The organism is Sporosarcina sp. P16b, from assembly GCF_002743065.1.
Lineage (GTDB): Bacteria > Bacillota > Bacilli > Bacillales_A > Planococcaceae > Sporosarcina.
Genome location: NZ_PDYO01000017.1, coordinates 19,362 through 31,662, shown reverse-complemented (window position 1 = coordinate 31,662; position 12,301 = coordinate 19,362). Strand labels below are relative to the sequence as shown.

The 12,301-nt window shown below is 39.7% G+C and carries 12 protein-coding genes; 2 read left to right on the top strand and 10 right to left on the bottom strand.

Annotation, left to right across the window (positions count from 1 at the left end):
- Positions 1-192: 192 nt before the first annotated feature.
- From CSV77_RS14265 to CSV77_RS14235, 7 genes are all read right to left on the bottom strand, one after another.
- The gene (locus tag CSV77_RS14265; RefSeq protein WP_099673921.1) at positions 193-555 is read right to left on the bottom strand and encodes a hypothetical protein; all 363 of its coding nucleotides are present in this window, start codon (positions 553-555) and stop codon (positions 193-195) included.
- A gap of 144 nt (positions 556-699) precedes the next feature.
- A complete protein-coding gene (locus CSV77_RS14260) occupies positions 700-1,071 on the bottom strand; it encodes an iron chaperone (RefSeq protein WP_099673920.1) in 372 nt (123 codons plus the stop codon).
- Positions 1,072-1,527: 456 nt separating this feature from the next.
- Positions 1,528-2,979, bottom strand: coding sequence for a Na+/H+ antiporter NhaC family protein (locus CSV77_RS14255; RefSeq protein ID WP_099673919.1), 1,452 nt, complete (start codon positions 2,977-2,979; stop codon positions 1,528-1,530).
- A gap of 107 nt (positions 2,980-3,086) precedes the next feature.
- Positions 3,087-4,193 (bottom strand): alanine racemase, encoded by a 1,107-nt coding sequence (locus CSV77_RS14250; RefSeq protein WP_099673918.1) that lies wholly within the window; start codon positions 4,191-4,193, stop codon positions 3,087-3,089.
- Positions 4,190-4,576, bottom strand: a complete 387-nt coding sequence (locus tag CSV77_RS14245) for a RidA family protein (RefSeq protein ID WP_099636647.1) — start codon at positions 4,574-4,576, stop codon at positions 4,190-4,192. Before CSV77_RS14245 ends, CSV77_RS14250 begins: the two co-directional genes overlap by 4 nt.
- A gap of 18 nt (positions 4,577-4,594) precedes the next feature.
- Complete coding sequence (locus tag CSV77_RS14240) at positions 4,595-5,254, bottom strand: GntR family transcriptional regulator (protein WP_099673917.1); 660 nt, start codon at positions 5,252-5,254, stop codon at positions 4,595-4,597.
- A gap of 34 nt (positions 5,255-5,288) precedes the next feature.
- Complete coding sequence (locus tag CSV77_RS14235; RefSeq protein ID WP_099673916.1) at positions 5,289-6,263, bottom strand: asparaginase; 975 nt, start codon at positions 6,261-6,263, stop codon at positions 5,289-5,291.
- 438 nt (positions 6,264-6,701) lie between these two features.
- Here CSV77_RS14235 and CSV77_RS14230 point away from each other — a divergent pair, with 438 nt between their 5' ends.
- Positions 6,702-7,913, top strand: a complete 1,212-nt coding sequence (locus tag CSV77_RS14230; RefSeq protein ID WP_099673915.1) for an IS4 family transposase — start codon at positions 6,702-6,704, stop codon at positions 7,911-7,913.
- 244 nt (positions 7,914-8,157) lie between these two features.
- Here the strand turns inward: CSV77_RS14230 and CSV77_RS14225 are convergent, their stop codons facing one another.
- Positions 8,158-8,814 carry an ankyrin repeat domain-containing protein gene (locus CSV77_RS14225; RefSeq protein WP_099673941.1) on the bottom strand — a complete coding sequence of 219 codons (657 nt, stop codon included), beginning with the start codon at positions 8,812-8,814 and terminating at the stop codon, positions 8,158-8,160.
- 456 nt (positions 8,815-9,270) lie between these two features.
- A complete protein-coding gene (locus CSV77_RS14220; protein WP_099673914.1) occupies positions 9,271-10,485 on the bottom strand; it encodes an S-layer homology domain-containing protein in 1,215 nt (404 codons plus the stop codon).
- Positions 10,486-10,682: 197 nt separating this feature from the next.
- On the opposite strand from CSV77_RS14220, the gene CSV77_RS14215 reads away from it, so the two are divergent.
- A complete protein-coding gene (locus CSV77_RS14215) occupies positions 10,683-11,483 on the top strand; it encodes an arylamine N-acetyltransferase family protein (protein WP_099673913.1) in 801 nt (266 codons plus the stop codon).
- Positions 11,484-11,571: 88 nt separating this feature from the next.
- On the opposite strand, the gene CSV77_RS14210 is transcribed toward CSV77_RS14215, so the two are convergent.
- Positions 11,572-12,291, bottom strand: coding sequence for a phosphocholine cytidylyltransferase family protein (locus CSV77_RS14210; RefSeq protein ID WP_099673912.1), 720 nt, complete (start codon positions 12,289-12,291; stop codon positions 11,572-11,574).
- Positions 12,292-12,301: the final 10 nt, after the last annotated feature.

The window sequence follows — 12,301 nt, the reverse complement described above, 5'->3', positions numbered from 1 at the left end:
AAGATAACATCTAGCCACTACGATAGCTAGATATTACCCCGGAAATATACTTATTATAGAAGGGATGGGTATTTAATTTCCTTAAGACTTTTTCATTACCTAAACGTTGGGTTTTAAACGGTTTACATAATATGATTATTTTTCTTTATATCATGGGAAATGCTTGTTATAGCTGCTCCATGGAAAAGAAACTTATTTAAGACGGTTCGCTAAGGATTCGATTGCCAGTTTGAGCGCAGTTATTCGACGCTCATTCACTGTTTTTTGTGGGCTACCAACCTTCGCTTTTGCTAATTGCTTTTCAATAGATGGAATGATACTTTGTAAAATCTCCTTAGATTGTAAAGTCACTTTTCTGTCATAGAAAAAATCTACATCATACCAAACGTCTTGTAAGCTCTCTAATCCCACTTTTATAGCGTCGCGTCGCTTTTTTACAAGTGTTGTATTGGAACCTTTTTCCGTCATACTTTTATACGCATTCGAAAGTTTAGTATAAGTGGATTCTAAGGATCTAATGGTCAATTCTTGAACTTCTAAGCTAACCGTTCGCATACATGCTCCTCACCTTTCAAATTATTTTATCCAAACTGAAACAGCTATTTTATACATCAAAAGCACCTATGCATGAAACTTTTACGAATGTTTACACCTTCTCGTTTGTTTCATACATACGCACTTTTAAAAATTAATACGATCTTATTTACGCCAAAACGTTGTGCAATTTATCTTATCTTGAATATTAAATTCAATCAATTTTTCCATCAAGCCGTAATCAACTGATTCATTCCATTTAATTCTAAACAAGCCACTTGTAGCGCTATAGCCTGCTTCTGCAATTTCATCCGCAAAGCGCGCAATTCCTGCTGGTTCAGGTGAAATGCTCATATGGTGCTTTGCGATAGAAATGCCAATAATAAATGTGCCATGGTCAGAGAACATAGGTGTATTCCACTTCATTTGCGGTTCCAAATTCGGGAATGTAGTAGTGATCCACGCCAACACTTCCTCTACACGTTGACGATGTTCCGGGGAATCGATACCCGCTATGTATTGCTTGAATAGTTCCATGAGGTGACCTCCTGAATTGATTCCTTTGTAAATCATCAAAAAACACAGTTTTTAGATATAGCTAGCTGGGATTCTGACTCGATTATAGAGTGGTGAAAGTAAAAAGTAAAAAGCTTTTGTGCATGAAACTTTGCAACTGTTTAAAAAATCACGTTGTCCTCACGCACAGGTGCTCTTCTTAATATTTTTTCTTGTAGTGAATAATAAACTAATATAGAACGCTTTCTACTTCTTCATTTTTCACGATAATCTTGTCGGTTTTTGAATTCAGTTTTCAATTTAATACAAAGTTCAAATATTTACCTATTTAAAAAGTATATTCAAATAGACTGTCTAGAACAAGCTCTTGTATTGTTTCTTTTAGGAAAGTGTTATTTCTGTTTGAAAATCGTGACTAATAGCTGAGCGTTTAAAAAGCTCATCGCCAACAGATGGCGACGAGCTGAGATATCCTACTTAATCTTCTTTTGTTTGTATTGTCACGGCCGTTTCAGGATTACTCAAATCTCCCAGTGACGTGTCATTGATTGAAAATACACTTGTTTCTGTATCGTCTATTCTACTATTTTCCTCCCAAACCCATGGCGTTTTTTTAATTGTGTGATCTGCAAAAGGAATGTAGATGGACATAACAGCAAATATACCAAGTAGCATCACATACCACATATAAGGAATAATCTCGATTGGAGAAACAATACCGCCAGCAATTCCTACTAGTAATAATATTTGATTACCATACGGTAGGAGACCTTGTGCTACGCTGCTGAAAATGTCCATTAATGCAGCAGTTCTTCTTGGATCTACTCGGTGTTTATGTGTAATTTCTTTAGCGATATCGTTTGTTGCAATCAGAGCTGCTGTGTTATTCGCTATCGCGGCATCTGCCAGTGCAACCATTCCGGCAATCCCCAGTTCAGCAGATTGCCGACTATTAATCTTCTTTGTTACTTTCTCTATAATGAATTGAATGCCACCAGCATCTTTCATCATTTGAGAAAGCCCGCCAATAAATAGTGCCAACACTACAATTTCAATCATTCCTTCAAAGCCTTCAAATACTGCCTGGTTGAATGTCAAGAAGGTTAAATCACTAGTGAACAATCCGATAATTCCAGATAGTATAATCCCGCTCGTTAACACGGCAAAGACATTCATTCCTAATACTGCAAAGAGCAAAACAACGAAATAAGGTATAATTTTTATCAGATTATATTCGCCAATTTCAATCGGAGCGGAAGTCGCCTGCCCGCCAAATACCAGTAGTAATGCAATAGTTACCACTACTGCTGGTAGCGCAATCCAGAGGTTAATACGAAACTTGTCTCTCATTTCTACTCCCTGACCTCTTGTTACAACGATAGTAGTATCAGAAATGATCGATAAATTATCGCCAAAGAATGCTCCTCCCAACACAGCAGCAAATAACATAGCCATATTCAAATCCGCAACTTGTCCGATGCTAAATGCAATTGGAGCCAAAGCTGCTACAGTTCCACTTGATGATCCTGTTGCCAAAGACATTAGAGAACAAATTACAAAGAATCCGGCAATAAGAATAGACGTGGGCATGAAAGTTAAGCAAAGATTCACGAAGGACTCTACTCCACCCATGACTCCCGCTACAGTAGCAAATGCACCCGCCAGTAATACGGTTAATACCATAATTGCAATGTTTTCATTTGTACATCCCGAAATGAAGGATCCTACTTTCTTTTCCATGGGGGCCTTGTAGATGACAAATGCTGAAATAACCGCTAGGAATAATGCAGCAGAAGGCGGTATCTGATGAAACGGCTTTTCTACTCCAGCAATTGTTAGAATAATCCCTGTTCCAACCATAAGACCGATAAATATTAATAACGGTAATAAAGCTAACCCATTCGCGCCTCTATTTTCTATTCTATTCATTTCCCTACCACCCTTCAGAATATTCCGACTATAATTCGCACACTGACTGTAATCGCTTACAAAAAAACTTGGATAGTGTCTGCTTTCATTCAGACACTATCTCTCAATTATTGTAATTTCCCTCTGCCTTTGACTTCATATTCCTCTACTACTTCGCCTTCCGAAATTAAGTAGGCTTTCTCATGTAAATTACATACTGGACAAATATGATTAGGAATGATTTCTACTTTGTCTCCTATGTTAACTTCATTACTAAACTTTTCATTATAAATGATGGCATGCTCATCATAGACATCGTAAATATATACTTCATCATAATCTTTAATGCAGCCTAAACCAGTAGTCTTGGTTATTCCTTTACTTCTGGTTTGTGCAGTAATTCCTTTCGCACCGACATCGGTTATTACTCTTTCACGAGTAGGTTTACTAATAACTGTAGTTAAAATTGTAGCTGCACATTGATCGTAAGAACTAATTACATTAGCCTGGGAGGCGTCCATAAAGACATATGTTCCAGGTCTGATTTCTGTCACTCCGGTAGGTATGTCATAGCCTTGAAGTAAAGAAGGTGTAGAACCAATACTCACCACCTCTAGATGAAGTCCATTTTCACTGGCAAGTTCTGAAAATCTAAGTGTTCTAGCTACACTGGTGTAAAATATATCTCTGCATTCTTCCAAGTTTTCGGCCATATAAGAATGCCCATCATGAGAGAAGATACCTTTAAGTTCAATATTGTTACACTTTTTTAACTCATCCAGAAGTATGATAAAATCACTTTCTTCTATAATTCCGGAGCGTTCTTCTCCCACTTCGATTTCAATTACGACTTTCGCCTTCTTTTTGGAACCTTCAAAGATTTTTTCAATATCCGGAAGTTGTCTCGGATCGTCGATACCAAATGAAATTTCTATAGTATCGGATAACTCTCTGATCCGCTCTATTTTTTGTCTCCCCACTACTTGGTTGGCAATGAAAATGTCTTGCAGTCCACTTTCGGCCATCACTTCCGCCTCACCCAATTTAGCAACAGTGATTCCCCTCGCTCCAAGTTTTTCTTGAATAATAGAAATCTCTGGGATTTTATGAGTTTTAGTGTGAGGGCGCAATCCTACTTTGTTTTCGTTTGCATACTGTTGCATGGATTCAAGGTTTTTCATCATAATGTCTCGATTAATTAATAGAGCCGGTGTATCTAACTCCTTATATTTCATTTAGATTCCTCCATTGCAGCGATTGCTTCAATCTCCACAAGACACCCACTATACAGGTCATTTGAAGGGACGACTACTCTCGCAGGCTTGTGGTCTCCAAAAAAATTCGAGTAAACTTCATTTAGCTCCGGCCACAACTTAACATCAGGTATGTAAACCCTGCACATAATAATTGAATCTTTCTTTAATCCTGCTTCTTCCAGTACATACTCTAGATTTCGAAGCGCCTGAGCAGCTTCCACTTTCACTCCGCCTTGAGGTATAGTTCCTGTTTCTGGATTTATCGACAATTGTCCTGATATATATAACACACCGTTAAATTCCATGGCTGGGACATAGTGTCCTCCGTCACGTGTCGAGAATTTCGTTTCAATTTTCCTCATGGCAATGGCCTCCATATTTCAAATGTTGTTTAACAAATATTCTAAATCGTCTTCCATATGTTCTTGCATTAAGATTGATGCTCTATCTGCATCTTGATCTTTCATTGCATTGTATATTTCAAAATGTTGTTTGTGGATAATGACTCTTCTTCTTGCGTCCCTAAGCTTGGAACTTTTATAGAACCGTGTTAAATTTCTCAGATGGTTGGTCTGTTGATACAATCTTTCATTTTTACTTCCAATGAGAATTATATCGTGGAAAGCTGAGCACATTCTATTAAAGTCTTCGGATTCATTAGGGTTCTCAAGTTCGTTAATAAATTTTTCTTTTTCCAAAAATAGTTCTTGCAATTCCTGATGAACTTCTTCAGTCCAATTCGTAATTAACAATCTGACGGCGAGTGATTCCAGAACAATTCTACATTGGTAGATTTGTTTCAGATCTTCCTTAGATGTTTTATAAACAAATAAAGTACCATTTTTTCGAAGAAGAAGACCTTCCAATTCAAGTTTCCCAACCGCTTCTCTAATTGGACCTCTACTGACTTTTAACTTCTTGGCTAATTGCGCTTCAATAATTTGTTCATCCGCTTTAATAGCACCAGTTAAAATATCTTCTCTAATTGCCTCGTAAATTTGTAAATACAATGGCGGTGCTTGCACTATTTGTATTGTCAACCTCTACTCCTCCTCTCTGCTCTATCGTTTAACATCATTTTTCGAAATACTCTTTATCGATACGAACACCCGCTGCTAATAATACCGCCAGCTTAATTCTAGCCTTTTTCCCATCATAGTCGCTACCAAGAATAACCCCTTCATTTTGCAAGCTCCATGCACTACCTGGGAAATCATAGACGGTCTTAACTTCTCCTTCTTCCGCGCTAGTGGTCAGAATTACAATAACGCCTTTCTGAACTGCTCGCTTCACGCTGTCTAAAATATAAGGAGGAGCGTGCCCTCTGCCCGGCGCCTCGACGATGATTCCTTTCGAGCCCGAATCTGCAGCACAGTCAATGAATTTCCCATCCGACCCTAGCGTACATTTCACAAGGTCTATAGTTGGCAACGGATTGTTAATCGCATACGTTTCTCTATGAATAGGTTTTTGATAGTAAGAGACTTTCTCTTGATCCACAATTCCTAAATAACCAAATCCGAAAGAGGTAAACCCATCCACATTTGAGGCATGCTTTTTTTGAACATAACGACCCGAGAAAATTCTCTCATTAAATAAAGCAATCGTTCCCAAGCTACGGCTTTCCGGATGTGCTGCTAAGATAATGGATTGCCTTAAGTTAACAAAAGCGTCCGTTCCAATAACAGTTGGCCCTCTTTGAGAACCTGTAATAACTACAGGGCGGTCATCAGAAATGACAAGATCCAAGAAGTATGCGGTTTCTTCTAAAGTATCCGTACCATGCGTAACCACTATGCCATCGACCTGCTCATCTTGAAACACTTCTTCAATCTTCTCTTTAAGTGTATATAAATATTCAAAGTTCATATGGTTGCTTGGAATTTGGAATACTGACTGAACATCCAATGCAATTGTTTCAGGCAAATCACACATCTCTGACAGTTCTTCTCCAGACATAACACCAGCCGTAAGCAAACCGGTTTCCGGGTTTCTCTTACTAGCGATTGTTCCACCAGTACTCAACATGACAATTTTCTTTTTTTCCATTTTCAATCCACCTACTCTTTACTATTATTCTTTTTGGAGTCCATATTTACTGTTAGCTGTTAACAGCTAACAGTAAAGAAATCTTAGTACAAATATAGTTAATTGTCAATACTATTTAGTAAATTTAAATTTATCTGACTACTCTCCGGTTGTATTTCATTTTCACATTGAGGATCAAAGGATTAGCAGAGAAAATAGAATATGTGGTTCCATAAGAAAATAACTTCACTAAAATATATTTAAGCACGCAAGAGATTTAGCGGCTAACATAATATTGCAATTTGAATAGAGGTACCCACTAGCGTTGCATAGCTGTAAAATATGTGGTAAATAAAAAAAGCTGATAGGATCTGTTTGAAAAATGAAAAAAGGAGCTCTTTCCTGTAAAATTAGAACTGACGACCAATTAGCTTTTAATCTACAGAAAGGAGACTCCTTATGAGAGTAATAGACCAAAACTTAGTCTTACGTCAATATTTATCATGGCTACCGGAGAATAGACTTGCGTGTCCCTTGATGAATTATGAAGCGAAAAAGTTAACGGATTTTAATTTGGTCAAACTATTTATCGTAAGTACTTTGTGCAAATGGGAAAGCCTTCGTGAAATAGAAGAAGGAATTCGTTCTAAAAAAGCATTGCAGAGGGAATTGGAGCTCACATCCATCAGTTATTCACAAATTAGTCGTCGATTAATCGATTTAAATACAGCTGATTTAGCAGATTTTCTTGGTCGATTAGCTAGACATTATTGGGTACTTCAACGACATGCGAGAGGCATTAATCCGAAAGTGGGCATCCTCCGAATCATTGATGGAACTTATGTTAAACCACCCGATAATGCTTCCAATTGGACAGCCATATCTAAAGTTTCCAGTGGTATTAAACTTCATGTCAGAATCGCAGTCGCTTATGCTGACAGTGTATTTCCTAAAAAGATGATCCCATCCACGGGGAATATAGCGGATTCAGATGCTGTGAATCATATCATTGATGAGGATGCTTTATATGTTATGGATCGAGGATATGGCCAGAAGACAAAAATCGGGGGCTGGCTCGAAAGAAATATTCAATTTCTCTTACGTGTTCGAAAGACGTTTCGTGTAGAAATCATCAGGGCTTATAAACCTACTCTTCCCCATGTGAAGCGAAATGATTTAGTTTCGATATTGACACGAAAAGAAATTTGTAGATATATAGAGTTCGTGGACCATGAAGGAACCACGTTCCACTTACTCACAAACCGGCTTGATTTAAGTGAAAGTAAGATACTAGAGACATATAAGAATCGTTGGTATATCGAATTATTTTTCAAATGGATTAAGCAACATTTGAAAGTACGTCATGTGTTTAGCCACTCACCAAAAGGCATTTGGAATCAAATGTTTATCACGCTGATCACGTTTGCATTGATTGAAATCATGCGATTAATTCAACAACCGCGTAAACCAATTTGGGAGTTTCTTCGGATGATACGGCATTATGTTTTTCAGCCAATCAGTCAGTTACTAAAGTCTTGTAATCGGCGTCTAAAGAAAAGTAAAGGACGGCAAAAGCTACCTGAATGTATTCCTATCAAGATTGAATTTGGAGAGGATTTCGCCATTGTTTCACCCAAGACTAAAGAATGTTTTTTGAATAAGAAGAAATAGTTTCAAAAAAACAAGCAATTATCAACTAGCTAGTGGAAGGTACCAGGTCCCGACACTATTCTGAATTGTGTCGGGACCTGGTACCTCAAAAATTACTTTATCGTAGCAACCGCTAGTATAGGTTTCATTGCATCGCTGTTTATGAAGCATGTTCGTGTATAAATGAAATAGTACCTATGTGAGAAACTAACGTGAATGCTTACCATTCATGAAAGTTTCGTGCATAGGTACTTTTAAAATCTGGCTATTTTGCTTCAGCTTTCAATAAGATTTGTTCGATCTCTGTAAATCCTTTCGCGCGTGCATGTTGCAGCGGTGTAATATGATCGTTGTCCGGAATGGTCGCGTCCGCCCCGTGGTCTATGAGCAGTTGTACGACTTGTTGCTGGGTTTCGCCGCCGTCATTGAGGATGACTGCTTCCATCAAAGCCGTCCAGCCAAGATTGTTGACGTGGTTTATGTCCACTTCTGTTTGGTTGAGTATTTCTTCGATGATTGCCAAATGGCCTCGTTCGGAAGCCGGAATCAATGCCGTTCCGCCATAGCGGTTCCTGATGGCGGGATCTGCATGTGCAGCGATCGCGAGCTTCAATATGTCGAGATAGCCTTCCGCACCCGCGTACAGGAAGGGGTTATTCTTCATGTTATCCTGCAGGTCCACGTTGGCTCCCGCGTCCAGCAGTATTTCTGCCATTTCCGCGTCTTCGTTGTAGACCGCGATCATGAGCGCGGTCCTTCCTTCGTCGTCTCGTACGTTCAAATCGGCATGATTTTCTATCAAGTCGGCTACGATTTTCATTTCTCCGCGTCGCGCCGCCGTCAGTAATTGTTCATCCACTTCGGTTTCCTCCTTTATCGTTTCACGTATTTCTTCGTCAGTATTTATTGCACATGCTTGCATATAAAAAGTGGCAAGTACAAGTATCGCCAAGTATTTCCCCACTACTGATCGCCTCCCATACCGCACATTTTTACTTTTCCCGCTCGATTGCATCGATCTGTTCTGGCGGAACAAGCAACAGCAATACGTCTTTTCATGCAATGTTCCCGTCAAAAATCCCCCGAGAAATCACGATTCTTCGTTATCGCACGACTACTTCAACTATCGATCTACCTTTCATGGCAGCCTCTTTTCACTGCACCATTCATGCGTATTTCTTCCAGTTTACCAAATCATTCATGAATTCGTACAAAAGAATGCTTTCAGCGGACTGGACTACATGGGTTGATCCGTGTCACTTGTAAACATGAAAAATACCTGCAACAAACTTTCATTCAAGTTTGCTGCAGGTATTTTTTATTGCTTTTTCAGTTTCTAGTCTCAATATTTTTTATAACCCATTTTCAAGAATCAATTTCAGTTGGCGTCTAACATCTTTGACGTCTCCACTTTATAATACAACATATGTGCATCCGGAACTTTCACTTCCACCGCGTAGCGCGCTTCTTTTCCGTTCGTAAAGCGGACTGTCGCGATGAAGTTGCCCGGCTTGTTGACACGAATGAACACATCCGGCGAATCGGTATATTCTTCAAACGGCATGTTGCCGGACAATACTTCCCCGTCTGTCCGCATGAAACGAATGTTTTCAACCTCTTCATCCGCCGCCAGTTTTAGTCGCGCCCGCGTCTTCAAAATATCGCTCGCGTATACTAACTGCGCCTTCAATTTGCCGTCGACTTTCTTCACATCCACATAGTATTTATGATAGTAGCGTTTAATATTTTGATTTTCCATACCATAATTACCGCCTAGCTGCAACGTTCCTCTTCCTTCTTTCAACGGCGTCACTTGTACGCGATCGCCGGTATAGCCTGACGGTGTCTGTCTGCCTTTTATGATGGCTGCATGATACACCTCGGAGTTAACCGCAAATTCATCGGTGTCCTCATCGGTCATTATTTCCGAGAAACGCAGCATCGGACCCCATGTCTTTAATGAATAGGACTCGGGATGGACACGCTCCGTTAGTTGCATCAACTTCGCTGCTTGTCCTCTCGTTACTAATTCATTGATGCCGAATCTGTCGGACGTTACGCCTGTCGTAATGCCGAGTTTGTGCAGAATCAAGACATTTGCGCCATGCGACGTGTTCGGCTTGACGTCATGGAATGGATTTTCTTCCGCGTTAAAAGCAAAGCGTGGTAAATCGAATGCTTTCACGAGGATGGAAGCCAATTGTCCTCGTTTGACGGGATCATTCGGTCCGAAACTTCCGTCTTCATAGCCCCCAATCACTTCGAGCTCCGCAAGTTTGGCAATGGCATTATGATAGCCATTCGCTTTCGAAACGTCCTTGAATCCAGGATCCTTCACCATGTAATCGGGATTCAGTTTCATCAACTTCGCAATAATTGCTGCCGTCTGACCGCGCGTGATGGGATTGCCCGGCTTAAATAAACCGTCCGCATATCCCGTAATAATATGGCGTTCGGCCAATTCATTGACCGCCTCCGCAAAGTGCTTGGTTTCGGGAACATCCGTGAACTTTTGGTTGCTTGCAGCCATACTCGATAATGGCAGGCTGAGGGCAAGAGCCATCGTGCCAAATGTTATCCAAATCTTTTTCATTGTGTTTCTTCCTTTCTATTATGTAATCATAGACCAACGTACAGACGGAGAAATCCGTAAATAGTTTCATTGTATGTATACTATATTTTTAGCCAAAAGCAGGTTTATTCGAAATCGTAAAAAAGTACCATACTTTTATCATCGCAAGAAATATTGCTATGATGGAGTTATCACTACTATGGAAAGGATGGATAGATATGCTGCAATGGATTTCGAATCACTTGACACTTAACGGCACACCGCTTGAGCAAATCAGCCAAGTTCAGACGCTCTTCGCCGAGCAATTCGCATTTGAAAACCTGGATGTCTTACTGGCGAATGAAGAGCCTATTACCGAGCGATATCTTCAAAATAAAATGATTAGACACGGACGCGGTGGCTTGTGCTATGAGCTCAATGGCCTGCTGTATATCGCACTCAGAGATTTAGGTTTCCCCGTACAACTTGCCGCGGCTACTATTTGGGCACCGCCACCACGCAATCACTATGTCCTCGATCGTACACATGTTGTGAATTTGTTCCATTACGAGGATACATTGTACTTAATCGACAGTGGTTTCGGCAACAACCTCGTCATGCAGCCCGTTGCATTAGATGGAGAACCCGTTACTTCACCTGCCGGCACATTCCGGTTGCGAAGCGAAACGACCGAAAAAGGTACAATGGTATTTGAACAACTAAAAGACAATGGCTGGGAACTTCGCTATGGCCTCTTTCCTGACACGATCGACTGGGTGCACTTGGATCATGTCAAACAACAGATCCATCACTGCCCCGAATCTTCATTCAACAAAGCATTGCTCATCGCCAAAGTAACAAACGACGGCACGTACTCGATTAATGAAGATCGTTACCATCGCAAGTGTAACGGCAACGAAAAAACTCTGCCGTTCCAAGATCACGATGAATTACTTGAACAAGTTAGACAGCATGCAGCTCCAGCTGTTTATGAAGCGACCGTTAAGTATATAAACCAGCAAACAACCTCCTACGACTGATTTTGGTCGTGGAAGTTGTTTGTATGTAAAATGGTGCCAAGTCCCAACACTAGTCTGATCGGCCCTACATATACAGATGTTTTCTGGATTATAATAGTGTCGGAACCTGGTACCCAAAATCAGTGTGTCTCCGAAATTCAAGGATTCTTTGATAATCTTCTATGACGTCTATTTCTGACCAAAACAAACCGCTAACGTCTACAACATGTATAGTTATCTCATTTATAAATGAATATAAAACATTTTCCCACCAAAAATCGTGATTTTGCTCTTTTATTAGTTCATCCAGTCTCTCTACAAACTTTGCCAGAAATATTTTCTTAATTTTTGCTATGCCGACATATTCTCCACTATATTCTTTTAAATCTTTACCATGCCCGATTAGCTGATTATCATTACAAAAGAAAAGGTAATCTAGTTCACTATTAGAATCCATTAGTAAAGTTTGTTCATGCTTAGAGCCTAGTAGTTTGTCTAACATATTCTGCTCAAAGTATACATCTGCATTCGCTATGATCATGTCTTCGTCATGAAGTTCGTTTCTCGAAAACCATAAAGAGGCTATACTATTTGTCATACTATAAAACGGATTGAAATAATATGTAACATCGAGATCGCATAGAAGATCCTTAATAATATCCGCTTTATATCCAACAACAATTATAACTTCAATATTATTTCGTTGGAATAATTCAACAGTATGACGGATTAATGACCTCCCTCCTATATCAAGTGAACATTTGGGTACGTCGCCAATATATTCGCTAATTCTTGTTCCTCTTCCACCAGCCAATAAAATAGCTTTCAAATATAACCCT

Coding starts and splice junctions, on each gene's coding strand:
- CSV77_RS14265 (WP_099673921.1), bottom strand. CDS start 555: ATGCGAACGGTTAGCTTAGAAGTTCAAGAATTGACCATTAGATCCTTA.
- CSV77_RS14260 (WP_099673920.1), bottom strand. CDS start 1,071: ATGGAACTATTCAAGCAATACATAGCGGGTATCGATTCCCCGGAACAT.
- CSV77_RS14255 (WP_099673919.1), bottom strand. CDS start 2,979: ATGAATAGAATAGAAAATAGAGGCGCGAATGGGTTAGCTTTATTACCG.
- CSV77_RS14250 (WP_099673918.1), bottom strand. CDS start 4,193: ATGAAATATAAGGAGTTAGATACACCGGCTCTATTAATTAATCGAGAC.
- CSV77_RS14245 (WP_099636647.1), bottom strand. CDS start 4,576: ATGAGGAAAATTGAAACGAAATTCTCGACACGTGACGGAGGACACTAT.
- CSV77_RS14235 (WP_099673916.1), bottom strand. CDS start 6,263: ATGGAAAAAAAGAAAATTGTCATGTTGAGTACTGGTGGAACAATCGCT.
- CSV77_RS14230 (WP_099673915.1), top strand. CDS start 6,702: ATGAGAGTAATAGACCAAAACTTAGTCTTACGTCAATATTTATCATGG.
- CSV77_RS14225 (WP_099673941.1), bottom strand. CDS start 8,814: ATGCAAGCATGTGCAATAAATACTGACGAAGAAATACGTGAAACGATA.
- CSV77_RS14220 (WP_099673914.1), bottom strand. CDS start 10,485: ATGAAAAAGATTTGGATAACATTTGGCACGATGGCTCTTGCCCTCAGC.
- CSV77_RS14215 (WP_099673913.1), top strand. CDS start 10,683: ATGCTGCAATGGATTTCGAATCACTTGACACTTAACGGCACACCGCTT.